Annotated in this window: 16 protein-coding genes and 1 pseudogene; 12 read left to right on the forward strand and 5 right to left on the reverse strand. The window is 62.8% G+C overall.

Going from position 1 to position 14,897, the window contains the following annotated elements; all coding sequences use genetic code 11:
- Nucleotides 1–200: 200 nt before the first annotated feature.
- Nucleotides 201–968, forward strand: a pseudogene (locus tag WJW29_RS07705) (glutamate-cysteine ligase family protein); the annotation flags it as partial.
- A gap of 62 nt (nt 969–1,030) precedes the next feature.
- On the opposite strand, the gene WJW29_RS07710 reads toward WJW29_RS07705, so the two are convergent.
- On the reverse strand, nt 1,031–1,516 hold the full coding sequence (locus tag WJW29_RS07710) for a hypothetical protein (RefSeq protein ID WP_011409407.1): 486 nt from the start codon (nt 1,514–1,516) through the stop codon (nt 1,031–1,033).
- Nucleotides 1,517–1,922: 406 nt separating this feature from the next.
- Between WJW29_RS07710 and WJW29_RS07715 the strand changes: the two genes are divergently transcribed.
- Together WJW29_RS07715 and WJW29_RS07720 are read left to right on the forward strand one after the other, a co-directional pair.
- Nucleotides 1,923–2,489, forward strand: coding sequence for a hypothetical protein (locus WJW29_RS07715; RefSeq protein ID WP_011409406.1), 567 nt, complete (start codon nt 1,923–1,925; stop codon nt 2,487–2,489).
- Nucleotides 2,489–3,415: a hypothetical protein gene (locus WJW29_RS07720; protein ID WP_024712625.1), complete on the forward strand. Its 927-nt coding sequence runs from the start codon at nt 2,489–2,491 to the stop codon at nt 3,413–3,415. Before WJW29_RS07715 ends, WJW29_RS07720 begins: the two co-directional genes overlap by 1 nt.
- Nucleotides 3,416–3,447: 32 nt before the next feature.
- Here the strand turns inward: WJW29_RS07720 and WJW29_RS07725 are convergent, their stop codons facing one another.
- Together WJW29_RS07725 and WJW29_RS07730 are read right to left on the reverse strand one after the other, a co-directional pair.
- Entirely contained in the window at nt 3,448–4,947 is a 1,500-nt protein-coding gene (locus WJW29_RS07725) for a HAMP domain-containing sensor histidine kinase (protein ID WP_011260274.1), read from the reverse strand.
- Nucleotides 4,944–5,663 carry a response regulator transcription factor gene (locus WJW29_RS07730; protein WP_042465749.1) on the reverse strand — a complete coding sequence of 240 codons (720 nt, stop codon included), beginning with the start codon at nt 5,661–5,663 and terminating at the stop codon, nt 4,944–4,946. The genes WJW29_RS07725 and WJW29_RS07730 overlap by 4 nt, the downstream gene beginning before the upstream one ends.
- Nucleotides 5,664–5,801: 138 nt before the next feature.
- On the opposite strand from WJW29_RS07730, the gene WJW29_RS07735 reads away from it, so the two are divergent.
- The 8 genes from WJW29_RS07735 to WJW29_RS07770 all read left to right on the forward strand — a co-directional run bounded on the left by WJW29_RS07735 (nt 5,802) and on the right by WJW29_RS07770 (nt 11,852).
- The gene (locus WJW29_RS07735) at nt 5,802–6,902 is read left to right on the forward strand and encodes a glycosyltransferase (protein WP_011260272.1); all 1,101 of its coding nucleotides are present in this window, start codon (nt 5,802–5,804) and stop codon (nt 6,900–6,902) included.
- Nucleotides 6,903–7,331: 429 nt separating this feature from the next.
- Nucleotides 7,332–7,694, forward strand: a complete 363-nt coding sequence (locus WJW29_RS07740) for a hypothetical protein (RefSeq protein WP_041182493.1) — start codon at nt 7,332–7,334, stop codon at nt 7,692–7,694.
- Nucleotides 7,695–8,023: 329 nt separating this feature from the next.
- Nucleotides 8,024–8,299, forward strand: coding sequence for a metal/formaldehyde-sensitive transcriptional repressor (locus tag WJW29_RS07745; protein WP_011260271.1), 276 nt, complete (start codon nt 8,024–8,026; stop codon nt 8,297–8,299).
- 64 nt (nt 8,300–8,363) lie between these two features.
- On the forward strand, nt 8,364–9,473 hold the full coding sequence (locus WJW29_RS07750; protein WP_011409400.1) for an S-(hydroxymethyl)glutathione dehydrogenase/class III alcohol dehydrogenase: 1,110 nt from the start codon (nt 8,364–8,366) through the stop codon (nt 9,471–9,473).
- Nucleotides 9,474–9,541: 68 nt separating this feature from the next.
- A complete protein-coding gene (gene gfa / locus WJW29_RS07755) occupies nt 9,542–10,165 on the forward strand; it encodes an S-(hydroxymethyl)glutathione synthase (protein ID WP_229002692.1) in 624 nt (207 codons plus the stop codon).
- A 9-nt stretch (nt 10,166–10,174) separates the two neighbouring features.
- The gene (gene fghA, locus WJW29_RS07760; RefSeq protein ID WP_011260269.1) at nt 10,175–11,005 is read left to right on the forward strand and encodes an S-formylglutathione hydrolase; all 831 of its coding nucleotides are present in this window, start codon (nt 10,175–10,177) and stop codon (nt 11,003–11,005) included.
- A 129-nt stretch (nt 11,006–11,134) separates the two neighbouring features.
- The gene (locus tag WJW29_RS07765; protein ID WP_012444166.1) at nt 11,135–11,362 is read left to right on the forward strand and encodes a DUF4386 family protein; all 228 of its coding nucleotides are present in this window, start codon (nt 11,135–11,137) and stop codon (nt 11,360–11,362) included.
- A gap of 157 nt (nt 11,363–11,519) precedes the next feature.
- Nucleotides 11,520–11,852, forward strand: coding sequence for a DUF4386 domain-containing protein (locus tag WJW29_RS07770; RefSeq protein WP_011409398.1), 333 nt, complete (start codon nt 11,520–11,522; stop codon nt 11,850–11,852).
- On the opposite strand, the gene WJW29_RS07775 is transcribed toward WJW29_RS07770, so the two are convergent.
- Together WJW29_RS07775 and ettA are read right to left on the reverse strand one after the other, a co-directional pair.
- Complete coding sequence (locus tag WJW29_RS07775) at nt 11,849–12,187, reverse strand: hypothetical protein (RefSeq protein WP_019299887.1); 339 nt, start codon at nt 12,185–12,187, stop codon at nt 11,849–11,851. The two genes, WJW29_RS07770 and WJW29_RS07775, sit on opposite strands and share 4 nt — an antisense overlap.
- Nucleotides 12,188–12,367: 180 nt before the next feature.
- Nucleotides 12,368–14,029 (reverse strand): energy-dependent translational throttle protein EttA, encoded by a 1,662-nt coding sequence (ettA, locus tag WJW29_RS07780; RefSeq protein ID WP_010367724.1) that lies wholly within the window; start codon nt 14,027–14,029, stop codon nt 12,368–12,370.
- Between the two features lie 226 nt (nt 14,030–14,255).
- Between ettA and WJW29_RS07785 the strand changes: the two genes are divergently transcribed.
- Nucleotides 14,256–14,777, forward strand: a complete 522-nt coding sequence (locus tag WJW29_RS07785) for an RcnB family protein (protein WP_011260265.1) — start codon at nt 14,256–14,258, stop codon at nt 14,775–14,777.
- The last annotated feature ends 120 nt before the right edge of the window (nt 14,778–14,897 follow it).

Here is a 14,897-nt window from a genome sequence, read left to right on the forward strand (position 1 = left end):
CTCCGTCGCATTCAAGATGCCTGCAGTATCCAAAAGCGTCCGCCCGCGCCGGTCTGGCCCCAATGCAACGTCACCATCCCAACTCGATTGCCACGCTGGCCTTCGGACTGGCTAGGCTGATCGCCAGAAGCCTCCCACACTGCCCGTGTTGCGGGGTCTCACCGTACCAACGGATTCGGATTTAGTAACACAGTAGAACTAAGGTCGGCGCGCTCGGCCTGGACATGATGACCCGCACCTGCACCGTCCAGGTCAACCTGGACTATGCCAGCGAAGCGGACATGGTCAAGAAATTTCGTGTCTCGCTCGCGTTGCAGCCGATTGCCACTGCACTGTTTGCCGATTCGCCATTCACCGAGGGAAAGCCTAACGGCTACCTCAGCTACCGCTCGCACATCTGGATCGATACCGACGCCGACCGCACCGGTATTCTCGATTTCGTATTCGAGGACGGCTTCGGTTACGAGCGCTATCTCGATTATCTGCTGGATGTGCCGATGTATTTTTCCTATCACGACGGCACCTATATCGATGCCAGCGGGCAGAGCTTTCGCGATTTTCTGCGCGGCGCCGACGCCAGGCCATGGGGGCGGCTGTGCGCGCTGTCCGCGTTCTGGGTCGGTTTGCTGTACGACGACCCGGCGCTGGATGCGGCCTGGGATTTGGTCAAAGATTTCAGCAGGAGCGAACGCCACGCGCTACGCGACGGGGTGCCGCGCCATGCACTGAAGTTGCCGTTCCGCAATGACAGCGTGCAGAACCTCGCCACCGAAGCGGTGAAGATCGCCCTGGCCGGCTTGCGTCGCCGTGCGCGCCTGAATCGCGATGTCCAGGACGAATCGCGATTCCTCGAACCGTTGGTAGAGATCCTGCATAGCGGCGAGACCGCCGCCGAGCGCAAGTTGGCGCTGTATCACGGCGTCTGGCAGGGCGATATCGACCGGGTGTTCGGCGAGTTCGCGTACTGAGGTGTGCTCCTCGCCGAACCAGATGCCGTGGCGGGCGATGCGAGTGCCAGCGTCACCGGATGTCAGTGCTGGGGTCTGTTGGCGGTGGGCGGTTGAAGGCGGGTCGCCGCACAGGACTGCATCGCCTTTTCGTCTTCCTGGGTTTCGATGCGGATCTTGCGCATCGAGGCGAGAGTGTGTTGGATGCCGAACAGGGTCAGCAGACGGCAGGCCTGGCTGGCTGAAAGTTCCGCTTCGATATCGTTGTAAGTGAACGTCGTCACGCCGTTTGCGTTGAAACGCAGCGATTGAATGAAGCGCTTCCGCGAAGCCGGCGAAAGCAACGCAAGCGGGCTGGATGCATCCGCGTTCGCCAGGTAACGATCAAGTTGCTCGGTGGAACGAATGGGAGCCGTTGGCAACCGCGAAGCGTCTTGTGCATCGACGTGCTTTGCTGCTGCCGCTGGTGCTGCGTCGGTCGGACGTGCCATCGCGCAATCAAGAAATCCTGCCGACACCCAGGTCACCGCTGCCAGCAATGCTGCCAGCCTTTTCGATTCCGGTTTCATTGCGATCTCCTTGGAGGCTCTTTCCGAGCGCCGCGATGGGAGGATTCGGTAAGATTGCCAACGATGGATGTCAATTCTCAGTGATGGATGGTGGTCGACAGGGGGAGCGATGGGGGAGTTCTGAGTCTGTGTTGCCCTTCTCTTTTTTCTGCTTTGCGTCGCGCCGAGCCGAGCATGTGTTGACGTTGAGTCGGTATCGATGTAAAAAAACGCAATGGTAGGCAGGAGCGAGGAGGTGGCGATCATCCATCGACTAGGATGATCTGAGTGTGGCAGTAAACAAGATTTTTTTGATTACAGCGTTGCTGCAGCCTCCACTTTGGCTTGCGTCGAAAAAGTTCCAGTAATAACGCAAGTATTTTGTTGTTGTTTCATGGAGTAACACTTCTCACGAAAAGGATCAATCATGAAGCTTGGAATGACGCATTGCGTTGCTGTTTTCTGCCTGGTGTCCGGTTTGTCGGTTAATGCATCCGGGCGAGCTGAAGAAGTGTCGATTAACACGGCCGCTGAGCAAGTTGCTGCAGAGTTGGCTACCAATCAGGATGCACAAAAAGCGTTGCGGTTGAGGACGGCTCAGATTCATTCTGCCGAAGGTCTCGCGCAGTACCTGGTCAAAGCCGATGCCTCCAGTCCGATTAATTTGCTTTCCCCCGCTGCAAGGAAAAGGTTTGTCGAATCCTTGCGTTTCAACGCCTCCGGTGTGACATCGTTTAGATACAGCGATATAGAAGCAGAGCTTTCGGCTAGTCAGGCGTATCGGCTACTGTCGCTGTTTGGGTTGGAAAGCAAGGTTTCCAGCATGCGCAAGATTCGCGTCGATTCCGAAGAAGACAGGGCCGTGAGTCGGGCCTATCCAGCGTCAGCCTTCACGCCTGACAGGCGCCAAGACGGAGATCATGAAGATTACGCATGCATAGGCGGGCATACTTGCGAGGAAAGCGTAGGTAAGATTTGCATGAGCGGCTGCTGATGCCATTGCTGCACCCAGTGGCTCGTTTCATCGGCGCTGCCTTGCTCGCCTTGGCAGCGCCGATGGTTTGCGCGCAAACACGCGACGGTTCGCTCTACGATGCACTGGCCGACCTGAGCGAAAGTGCTCAAGTCTCGTCTGGCGCCCAGCGCGCAGAGGCGGTCGTTTCTCTGTACGAACGCATGGTCGGCACCGCCGATCCCTGCGCTGCCGCCAAGTTGCCGTTTGACGAGGACGATCTGTTCCGGGCGACGGTGCTCGCCGAGGGCTATTCGTTCGACCCCCGGTATGTGCACAAACTGGGATGTCTCTATGCGCGCCTGCAGCGACAGGGGCGGGTAACCCGCTGGCACATCATTTCCTATGCCGATGCGTTGGCCTCGATCAGCCGGTTCGACGCGGCGAACCGGATCCTGGCAGCGTTGCCGACGCGGCCTCTCGCACCGCTGCCCACGCTTGCATTCGAGCGACCGTTGGGATCGTCGCGACGCGTGATAGATATCGTCTCGCCGACCCATGCTGTGGTGCGTGTGTTCGCGCTACACGATGACCGTCTGGCCATACTCGCGGTGGTCCATCCGGATTGCCATTTCTCGGCGAACGCGCTCAACGCGATCGTGAGCAGCGAGGACGACCGCTGGCTGCGCGAGCGGCTCGTGCTGCTGGTCGCACCGGGCGCCAGGCCGCCCATCGACGGCATCGCGCAATGGAATCGCCGCCAGCCCATGCTGCCGATGCACCTAATGTATCAGCGCAGCGACTGGGCTTTCCTGCACAGCACCGGTACGCCGACGTTCTATCTGGTGCGTGGCAGCACCATCCTCGAGACGTTCGCGGGCTGGCCCAATTCCGATGGACTGGCCAGGATGAAGGCCGCGTTGCAGCGGGAAAGCGCGGCAGAACACGGCAGTCGGCAACGGCGCTAGTCGGATCAGCCTCGTGTGTCTTGCGTGCAAATTTATGTGCTGGCCTGGCAAGGCAGTGTCACGCACACCCGCAGGCCGCTTTCGGGACGGTTGTTCAGCTTGATTTCGCCGCCGTGCGCGAGCACCGTGCTGTGCGCCACTGATAGGCCCAGGCCGATGCCGCCGGTATCGCGGTTGCGCGAGTTTTCGCCGCGGAAGAACGGCAGAAACAGCTTTTCTTGCTGGTTGGGATCGATGCCAGGGCCATCGTCGTCGATCCACAGCACGCACTCGGTGGCTTCGCGCCGCAGGTGCAGACGCGCGCGCTTGCCGTACTTCAAGGCGTTCTCCACCAGGTTCATCACCATGCGCCGCAGCGATAGCGGATCGCCGTCGAGGGTGATGGCCTGGCCGGCGTGCAGGCTGACGTCGGCGCCGGTGTCCCTGGCATCGTCCACCACACTCTCCACGAGGAGGCGGAAATCCAGTGGAGAGCGGGGAGTGCGGTGGCTGTCGTTGTGGATGAAATGCAGCGCTGCGGAAATCATCGCCTTCATTTCGTCGATATCGGCCAGTGCCTTGTCGCGCAGCGGTGGTTGCAGGCCATCCAGGCGGAACGACAGCCGCGCCAGCGGCGTGCGCAGGTCGTGCGCGATCGCCGCGACCATGTGCGTGCGTTCATTGATCAGGCGGTTCAGGCGCGCCTGCATCGCATTGAACGAATCGGCTGCGCGTACGATTTCCGGCGGGCCAGTGCGTTGCAGCGCGGCGGCATCGGGGTTGCGGCCCAGGCGGTCGGCGGCTTCGGCAAAGCGCTTGATCGGTGCCGACAGCGCCCGCGAAAACCACCAGGCCAGTGGGACGTTGGCCAGCAGACCGGCCAGGAACAGCAGTACCACATGGGTCTTGAACTCGCCAGAGAGGCGGCGACGCGGCGATTCCACGGTGCGCCAGCGGCCGTCGGGTTGTTGCAGGGCAGCGGTGAAGCCATCCAGTAACGGGACGCCGGGGGTCAGCCGTTCGCTTTCCCAGGCGCCGTGCATTTCATCCGGACCTGGCCCAGTGCCGGACAGCGCACCTGGCTGGCCGTCGCGCGGCCAGTTGTGCGGAAAGGGCGGCAGACCTTGCGCACCAGCACGTTCGTCAGCCACGCCCTCGGCATCGACAGCGCGCTCCTGGGTGGACCACCGCTGCGGCGGGAGCATGACCGGCTGCGGCGCTTCGCGATCGTTGGCGTGGCGATAGAACCGCACCTGAGCTGCGGGCACATCCAGCCAGTGGGCAAGCAGCATTTCGGCGAACGGGTCGCGCACCTGGCCTATCGGCGGCATGGGCGCCTGCGCCGAGTCATGCACTTTCAGGGTCCGGGTGCCGGCCGGCATGCGGGTCGATAGCAGCGCCACCACTTCCGGTGGATGCACGGGCGGCTCATACACGGGGGTGTGCATCACCAGCAGGGCGATGCCCACCGCCTGGGCGGTGAGCAGGGCTACCGCCAACAACACAAAGGTCCGCGCAAAGATCGACAGCCCGCGCCGTGCCGGTTTGCTCACAGGCGCGAGACGCTCGGCAGCAGCATGTAGCCCTCGTTGCGTACGGTGCGAATCAATTCGGTATGGACGCGCTCGTTGATCTTGCGGCGCAGGCGGCTGATCTGGCTGTCGATGGCGCGGTCGTAGACGTCGGTATCGCGGCCGCGGGCGCACTCCAGCAGCTGGTCGCGGCTGAGCACGCGCTGTGGGTGTTCGACAAAGGTGCGCAGCAGCGCGAACTCGCCGTCGGAGAGATTGATGAAGATGCCGGTGGGGTCGCGCAGGTCGCGGCGCACCACGTCCAGCCGCCAGCCGGCGAATTCGTAGACATTGCCGCGCTGATCGGACTGCTCGTTGCTGGACTGGCTGCGCCGCAGCAGGGCGCGCACACGGGCGAGCAATTCGTGCGGGTTGCAGGGCTTGGCAAGGTAATCGTCGGCGCCGACTTCCAGGCCGATGATGCGGTCGGTGTCGTTGCCCAGCGCGCTGAGCATGATGACCGCAGGTGAACCGCGCTCGCTGGCCAGGGTGCGCGCTGCACTCAGCCCATCTTCTCCCGGCATCATCACGTCGAGTACGATGAGGTCCGGGCGGCGCTGTGCCATGACAGAGCGCATCTCCGCCACGTTTTCGGCCATGTCCACCTGGTAGCCGTGCGCGCTCAGAAATTCGCCGATCAGCTTGCGCAGATCAGGGTCGTCGTCGACCACGAGAACGCAGGGTGGTTGCAGGTCCATGGAGGTCATCGTCTGTGGCGCGGAGGTTGGCCCGCGCAAGGTGGTGGCTGCCGGATAGATGGTGCTCGCAATTGCAAGTCTGGGAGCACGCATCATAATGACCGAATTTGTCAACCATTGGCACACGTGTAACGTACCATGATAGAACGGGACATCGTGCAGGAAACTACGGCATCGACACGATGCCGCTCTACTGGTGCGTGCGCGCATGACAAGGCATTTCCGATGATGCGGGTGATCAGTCGCGACAACGGCGTGGGCCTGACCCGCGACATGGTGCTGATGGCCGAAACACTGCGTGCCGGCGGCGTGCCGGTGCAGGAAGTGGGATTCACCAGCCAGCGCCTGCACGACACCGGCCGCGAGGTGCGCCTGTGGGCCAGCCGCGTGCTCTTCGGGCAGGTGCCGCTACAGATCTTTTCCGAGCGCGTCTACAGGCGCTGCCTGTTGCTGGGGCAGATCAACCTGCTGGTGCCCAACCCGGAATGGTTGCTGCCCAAGTGGCTGCCGCTGCTGCCGCGCTTCGATGCGGTGCTGTGCAAGACTCACCATGCCGAGCGGATCTTCCGCAGCCTCGGGTGCGCCACCCGCTTCATCGGTTTCACCAGCCCTGACCGGTACGACGCGCGCGTATTCCGTCAGCGCGCCTTCTTTCACTTGGCCGGGCGCAGTACCGCCAAGGGCACGCGTGTGTTGCTGGAGACCTGGCAGCGACATCCTGAGTGGCCGTTGCTGACGGTGGTGCAGAACCCGCGCACCGCCGGCAAGCCGGTGGTGGCGCCGAATATCGACCACCGCGTTGGATACCTAGACGATGCCGAACTGCGCCGCATGCAGAACGCGCATCTGTTCCATCTATGCCCCTCGGAGGCCGAAGGCTTCGGCCATTACCTGATGGAAGCGCTGAGCGTGGGTGCGGTGACGCTGGCCACCGACGGCGAGCCGATGAACGAACTGATCAAGCCCGAACACGGTGTGCTGATTCCCGTGGCGGAGGTGCGTCAGCGCCATCTTGCATCGTATTACTACGTGGACGCGGCAGGCATCGCGCAGGCCGTGGAAAGCGCCCTGGCATTGCCGCAGGCGCAGCTGGATCAGTTGTCGGCCAACGCACGTGCGTTCTACCAGGCCAACGATGCCGCATTCGCCGCGCGCTTTCGCAATGCGGTGCTGGCGTCGCTGCCGGGACATGCTGTGGATCCGGTGGCCATCGTGGCGCGGGCAGCTGCCGAAAACTGACGGCGTCAGCGTTCGCGTTGCCACTGGCGGATCTGCTGCATATTCCGTGGCGCAGGCCGAAGATGGTGTTACATGCGCTGCGGATGCCGGCAAGCGCCAAGACACGCCGGCATGCGGCGCGTGGCGGCAAATCCGCAGCAAAGCAAGCTGCAAATCTCCCCTGGAAAATGCGGCATAGCCCGCGTTCGCCATCTGCATGCGGTGCGCAGATGCGTCATCCAGCCAGGGAGATTCACGATGGTCCATACCCAACCACGCGTCGCTGTCAGCGCCGCACTACTCGCAGCGCTCAGCTTGGGAGGTTGTGCGAATTTCTATCGTACTGCGCAGGATGCGCCACCGCCCCACGCGCATTGGGCGCCAGTACGACCGCCGCCGCCGAGTGCAAGAACAATCGATGCATTAGAGGCTTGCGTGCGGGAACAAGGCTTGGTCCCAGCTCCGCCACCTGCCGACGTCGCGCACCACGCCGCGTCGGAGCGAGTGGATCAGGCAAGCTTCGACGGCTGCCTGGTACGCAGGGGCGTAGCGCTGTCACCGCCACCGCCGCGTGCTGACGGTGCCGAGTCGCCGGGTGCGCGTGCCGACAGGCATGTATTTGGCGAACCTGATGCGGCAGACGGACCGCCGGGTCCACCGCCTTACGATTCCGAATTCGACGCAGCGCTGCAGGCATGCGCTAACGCGGAAGGCATCGCAGCGCCATTGCTGGAGCTGCCGCCGGACATGCTGGCGGAATGCCTGGGTGTCGCAGGATTTGCACCGTCACAGCCACCGCCACCGCCGCGCTGATGCGGATACCCCACGTCAGCGGCCAGCAACGGTGCGGACAGTCGGCAGGGTCAGGTTGCGGCGGTAACTGCTCGCAGACATGGATTGGGTCCGTCTCGCGCGCGTATGCAGTACGCGGCTCGTCGGGCATGTCTGCGCAATGGACGTGCTGCGCTGCGGCTAACAGGTGGCCTCTGTGTGCCTGTTCCGTCAGCGCGCAGTGACTGCAGCGCCGTCCACCAACCAATGGCGGTGATCGCGCTCGCCACGATCACGGCCGGCAAGCGGCCGGCCATCGCTTTTCTTGAAGCAAACCATATACTGCCCCCCAGTATTTTGCCGGAGCCGCCATGCCGCATTCGCCGCATGAGAAAAAGCGAGCCCTAGCACGCGTGCGCCGATTGCGCGGGCAATGCGACGCGCTCGAGCGGGCGCTGCAGGCGGGTGCGGACTGTGCGCCTGTCTTGCAGCAGATCGCCGCGATCCGGGGTGCCGTGAATGGGCTGATGTCGCAGGTGCTCCAAGCGCATATCCGCGAAGATTTCGGACACGCCGCCGCATCTGATGCGCAACGCGCCGAGCGGGTGCAGGATCTGCTCGGCCTGGTCCGGTCCTACCTCAAATAAATCTCCCACCTGGCCGGTGCTTGCCGTGCCCGTTCTCGAACCGCATCGTCAGGAGCGTCATCCCATGAAATCCCGTGCAGCAGTTGCATTCGGACCCGGCAAGCCGCTGGAAATGGTCGAAATCGACGTCGCACCGCCAAAGGCTGGCGAAGTGCTGGTGCGCATCACGCACACCGGCGTGTGCCACACCGATGCGTTCACGCTGTCCGGCGACGACCCGGAAGGCATCTTCCCGTCGGTGCTTGGGCATGAAGGCGGCGGCATCGTCGAACAGGTCGGCGAAGGCGTGACCAGCGTCAAGGTGGGCGATCACGTGATCCCGCTGTACACCGCCGAATGCCGCAAGTGCAAATTCTGTCTGTCCGGCAAGACCAACCTGTGCCAGGCCGTGCGCGCCACCCAGGGCAAGGGCTTGATGCCCGATGGCACCACGCGCTTCTCGTATAACGGCGAGCCGATCTATCACTACATGGGCTGCAGCACCTTCAGCGAATACACCGTGGTGCCGGAGATTTCGCTGGCCGTGGTCAACCCGGAGGCGCCGCTGGAAAAGGTCTGTCTGCTCGGTTGCGGCGTCACCACCGGCATCGGTGCGGTGCACAACACCGCCAAGGTCAAGCCGGGCGAAAGCGTGGCGGTGTTCGGCCTGGGCGGCATTGGGCTGGCGGTGATCCAGGGCGCGGTGCAGGCCAAGGCCGGGCGCATCCTGGCAATCGACACCAACCCGGGCAAGTTCGATCTGGCACGCAGCATGGGCGCCACCGACTGCATCAACCCGAAGGACTACGACAAGCCGATCCAGGAGGTCATCGTCGAGTTGACCGATGGCGGCGTGGACTTCAGCTTCGAGTGCATCGGCAACGTCAATGTCATGCGTTCGGCGCTGGAGTGTTGCCACAAGGGCTGGGGCGAGAGCGTCATCATCGGGGTGGCCGGTGCCGGCCAGGAAATCAGCACGCGCCCGTTCCAGCTGGTCACCGGGCGCGTGTGGCGCGGCTCGGCCTTTGGCGGCGTCAAGGGGCGGACCCAATTGCCTGGCATGGTGGAGCAATCGATGAAGGGCGAGATCGATCTGGATCCGTTCATCACCCACACCATGCCGCTGGAAGAGATCAACGAAGCCTTCCACCTGATGCATGAAGGCAAGTCGATCCGGACCGTGATTCATTTCTGACCGTACGGCCAGGAGCGGCGCGTGGCCGCTTCCGCGCACGTAGTACACAAGACTCCGGGAGGGGCGTCATGACGCATGTGTCGATTCATTCTTCGGTAGATGGCGGTGTTGCGCGAAGCGGCGCGGAAGGTTTTCAAGGCGGCACCCTTGAATGCCACTGCGCCAGTGACAAGGTGATCGTCGACGTGTCTGCGCAGACCGCGCCCAACCATGCCTGTGGTTGCAGCAAGTGCTGGAAGCCCGACGGCGCGAAGTTCTCCGTGGTGGCGGTGGTCTCGCGCGACACGGTCAAGGTGACGGCGCACGAAGAGAAGCTGACGCTCGTCGATGAAAGCGCGACGATCCAATGCCACGCGTGCACCGGGTGCGGCGTGCATCTGTATGGCCGGATCGAGAACAACGACCACGCGTTCTACGGCCTGGATTTCGTGTCCACCGAGTTGTCGAAGCAACAGGGCTGGTCGGCGCCCGGTTTTGCTGCGTTCGTGTCGTCCATGATCGAAACCGGCACGCCGCCGGAGCAGATGGATGGGGTGCGCGTGCCTGACCGAACTCGGGTTGCCGCCATACGACTGCCTGTCGCCGGCGTTGATGGATGCCCTGTCTGCGCATGTCGCGCGCAACAAGGGTCTGTTGCATTGATGGTCCAACCCTGCAGCCGGCGATCCGGCTGCGGGGTTTTCTCTTCGTAAGGAATCTTCATGGAACGTATCGAACATCGTGCCTGTTTTGGCGGTTGGCAGGATGTCTACCGGCATCAGTCGCAGACCTTGGACTGCCGCATGCACGTGGGCGTATACCTGCCGCCGCAGGCCGCCGATGGCCCGCTGCCGGTGCTGTACTGGCTGAGCGGTCTGACCTGCACCGAGCAGAACTTCATCAGCAAGGCAGGGGCGCAGCGCTACGCCGCTGAGCATGGCGTGATCCTGGTGGCCCCCGACACCAGCCCGCGTGGCGACGATATAGCGGATGCGGACGGCTACGATATCGGCAAGGGCGCGGGTTTCTACCTCGATGCCACACAAGCGCCGTGGGCTGCGCATTACCGCATGTACGACTACGTGGTGAACGAGTTACCGGCGTTGATCGAAGCACACTTCGCCACCACTGGCGTGCGTGCGATCAGCGGCCACTCGATGGGCGGGCATGGCGCCTTGACCATCGCATTGAAAAACCCGGGACGCTATCGCAGCGTGTCGGCGTTTTCGCCGATCGTGGCGCCCAGCCAGGTGCCATGGGGCGAGAAGGCGTTTAGCCAGTATCTGGGCGACGATCGCGCCACGTGGAACGCGTACGATGCTACGGCCTTGATCGCTGATGCTCAGGAACGCTTACCCTTGTTGATCGATCAGGGAGACGCGGACGAGTTTCTTCAAAACCAGCTGAAAACAGTGTTGTTCGAAGATGCGGCCAAGGCAGCCGGCTATCCGGTGACGGTGCGGCTGCAACCCGGTTACGACCACAGCTATTACTTCATCTCAAGCTTTATGGGCGAGCACATTGCGCATCATGCTGCGGCCTTGCGGGGATGAGCGTGGGCGGTTGTGGGCGCGACGTGGGATGAGCACGGCGGCTGATATTTGCGTGACATGGCGGCATCGGTCGCGACTACACGCTGCTGCACCCGGGTGGGTCGGTTCCTCAGCAAGACAAGGCTCTCCATGGCGCATGACATCCACGCGCGTCCGCAATTCTATGCACGTCTTGCTGGTGCTCTCTATCTGGCAGTCATCGTGCTTGCAGGCTGGGCCGAAGGCTATGTATCCAATGCGTTGATCGTTGCAGGCGATGACCAGGCGACGCTGCGGTCAATCGTGGCGCACGCCGCGCTTTGGAAGATGTGGCTTGGCGCCAATCTAGTGGTGCCATTGCGTGCAGTCGTGCAGTGATGAATCGACTATCTGTTGCTACGGCCAGCGGGTCGTGGTCTGGCGTTGTTGTTTGTGCTGTTGAACATCGCATCGCTGTCAGTCGAAGCAATCAGCAAGGTGTTCCAACTGAGGGTGTTGCCGCTGGCCTCCAGTGCGACGGGTGCATCACCGGAGCATGGGTTCGCGCTGGCATCAATGGCATTGCTGGGCCACGGCATCGCGTTCAATAGCGCCGATCTTTTCTGGCGCCGCCTGCCTGGTCAGCGACAGTGTGATCTATCGCTCCACCTACCTGCCGCGCACGGTGGGTGTGCTGATGCTGTTGGCCGGTATCAGCTATCTCATCGCCGCATTTGCCCAGCAGTTGGCGCCGGAATTTGCTGCAACGATCAACCCGGGCATCCTGCTGCCGGTGCTGGTTGGCGGAACGACGTTGTGCCTGTGGCTGCTGCTCAAAGGCGTCAATCGCGCGCGCCGGGATGCAAGGGTTTCAGAATCTTCGGCTTAGCGGACGTCGCGCATTTCCCAGTGCGCGCCGGCTAACGCCTGCATACGCTGTTTGAAGAGAGCGCCGGGAATGCTGGTAGTGGCAACCAGGTCGATGCGCAGGTCGTGCTGCCTGCCAGTCACCGTCGCTGCCGGGTCTGTGATGCCCAGGCTGGGATCCACCTCGTCCGGGTCGGGCTGCAGCTGGCGCCAACGGTCGAACCAGGCCGGGTCGCGCAGCGCAGACTGCAACTGCTCGGCGAATGCGTCGGCGCCATTGGCGGTAAAGCTCACCGAGGGCGCGCTACCACGAGCGAGCTTTGGATCGGGCAGGCTGATCGAATAGCTGACAGGCATATGCATACCTCAGATCGATGACGCCGGCACGTTAGTGCAGGGCAGGTGAGCATTCCGTCGACGGGTGGGCAGGGATGCCGCGCAAGGTCCCGCGACGATGGGCGAGCAAGGAGGAGTTGAGATGGTCGGTGCGCATATAAAAAAGGCGCCTTCCGGCGCCTTTTTTGGAGCTACGACTCGTTACTTCAGTGCCTTGAAGCGCAGGCGCTTCGGGCCGGCGTCGTCGCCCATGCGGCGGCGCTTGTCTTCTTCGTACTCGCGGTAGTTGCCCTGGAAGAACTCCACGTGCGAGTCGCCTTCGAACGCCAGGATGTGCGTGGCAATACGGTCCAGGAACCAGCGGTCATGCGAAATCACGAAGGTATTGCCGGGGAATTCCAGCAACGCATCTTCCAGCGCACGCAGTGTTTCGATGTCCAGGTCGTTGGACGGTTCGTCGAGCAGCAGCACGTTGCCGCCCTGTAGCAGCGTCTTGGCCATGTGCAGACGACCGCGCTCACCACCGGACAACGAACCAACCATCTTCTGCTGGTCCTGGCCCTTGAAGTTGAAGCGGCCGATGTAGGCGCGCGACTGGATCTCGATGCCGTTGATGTTGAGGATGTCCAGGCCGCCAGCGATTTCCTGGAAGACGTTGTGGTTGCCTTCCAGCGCGTCGCGGCTCTGGTCCACATAGGACAGCTGCACGGTGGGGCCGACCACGATCTCGCCGGAGTCCGGCTTTTCCTGGCCGGTGATCATCTTGAACAGGGTCGACTTACCGGCACCGTTGGGGCCGATGATGCCGACGATGGCGCCTGGCGGCACGATCATCGACAGGTTGTCGATCAACAAGCGGTCGCCGAACTTCTTGGAGACATTCTTGAACTCCATCACCGCGTTGCCCAGGCGTTCGCCCGGCGGGATGAAAATTTCGTTGGTTTCGTTGCGCTTCTGGTAATCGACCGACTGCAGCTCTTCCAGGCGGGCCAGACGTGCCTTGCCTTTGGTGCGGCCGCCCTTGGCGTTCTGGCGCGACCATTCCAGTTCCTTCTGGATCGCCTTCTGGCGCGACTTTTCCTGGTTGTCTTCCTGTTTGAGGCGCTCGTCCTTCTGGGTCAGCCAGTCGGTGTAGTTGCCCTTCCACGGAATGCCGCGGCCGCGGTCCAGTTCCAGGATCCATTCGGCAGCGTTGTCGAGGAAATAGCGATCATGCGTCACCGCCACCACGGTGCCGGTGTAACGCGCCAGGAACTGCTCCAGCCATTCCACCGACTCGGCGTCCAGGTGGTTGGTGGGTTCGTCGAGCAGCAGCATGTCCGGCTTCTGCAGCAGCAGGCGGCATAGCGCCACGCGACGCTTTTCGCCACCGGACAGCTTGCCGACAATCGCCTCCCACGGCGGCAGGCGCAGCGCATCGGCGGCAACATCCAGCTGGTTTTCCAGCGTATGCGCGTCGCCGGCAGCCAGGATCGCTTCCAGGCGTTCCTGTTCCTTGGCCAGCGCGTCGAAATCGGCGCCTTCTTCGGCATATGCCAGATACACCGCATCCAGCGCGGCCTGGGCTTGCAGCACGTCGCCCACGCCTTCTTCCACTGCTTCGCGCACGGTGTGTTCGGGGTTGAGCTGCGGTTCCTGCGCCAGGTAGCCGACCTTGATGCCAGCCTGCGGGCGGGCTTCGCCCTCGAAGTCGGTGTCCACGCCGGCCATGATCTTCAGCACCGTGGACTTGCCCGCGCCGTTCAGGCCCAGCAGGCCGATCTTGGCGCCTGGGAAGAAGCTCAGGGAGATGTCCTTGATGATCTGCCGCTTGGGCGGGACCACCTTGCTGACGCGGTTCATGGTGTAAATGTATTGCGACATAGGTGCTCCGGGGGACGCAGGCAGCCCGCCGGCCGAGGCCGGGGGCGGCGGAAAAGGGATTGCGTCGATTATACGGGCAAGTGGCCTGGCCCGCGGCGGCACGCCTGCAGCTAAACGGCATCTTGCGTCCGGCCTGAATAGGCTTTTTCGTAATCGATTCCGGCAAGAATGCATTAAGGCGTCCAGCCTCATTAATGAAATTACGACACCGTGAACAGGAACTGTCATGCATCGCAAACGCATCGTTACCGTTGTGCTTTCCTCCATCCTGGCGCTGGATGCCTTCGCACCGGCTGCATTCGCCGGGGATTGGGATCGCGACCACGATCGCCGCGGCCATGACCGCGGCTATGGCCCGGATCATCGCCGTGACTGGCGCGACGATCGCCGTGACGACCGCCGTGACGACCGCCGTGACGACCGCCGCGAGTGGCGTCAGGACCGCCGTTACTACAGCAACGGCTACCGTGATGGTTATCGCGACGCCCGTTACCAGGACCGTCGTTACGACCGCAATCGGGTCTATGTCTATGACCTCCCTGGGTACTACCGCCCCGGCCCGCCGCCCCGTCCGTATTGGGCCCGTGGCCAGCGTTATCACGGGCCGGTCTATGTGGTGAACGACTACGACCGCTATGACCTGCGTCGCCCACCATACGGCTACCGCTGGCAGCGCGACGACCGCGGCAACCTGCTGTTGGTCGCCATCGCCACCGGCATCATTGCCGACCTGGTGATCAACAATTGAGCGTGGCGATCAACCTGCGCGGCCAGGTGCGGCCAGCGGATCGGTGACGGCAACAGGGCGTGCTTCGGCGCGCCCTGTCGTATTGTGGTAGCCCCGCTTTACGATCCTCAACGCACCAGG

Source organism: Xanthomonas sp. JL1, assembly GCF_038405005.1.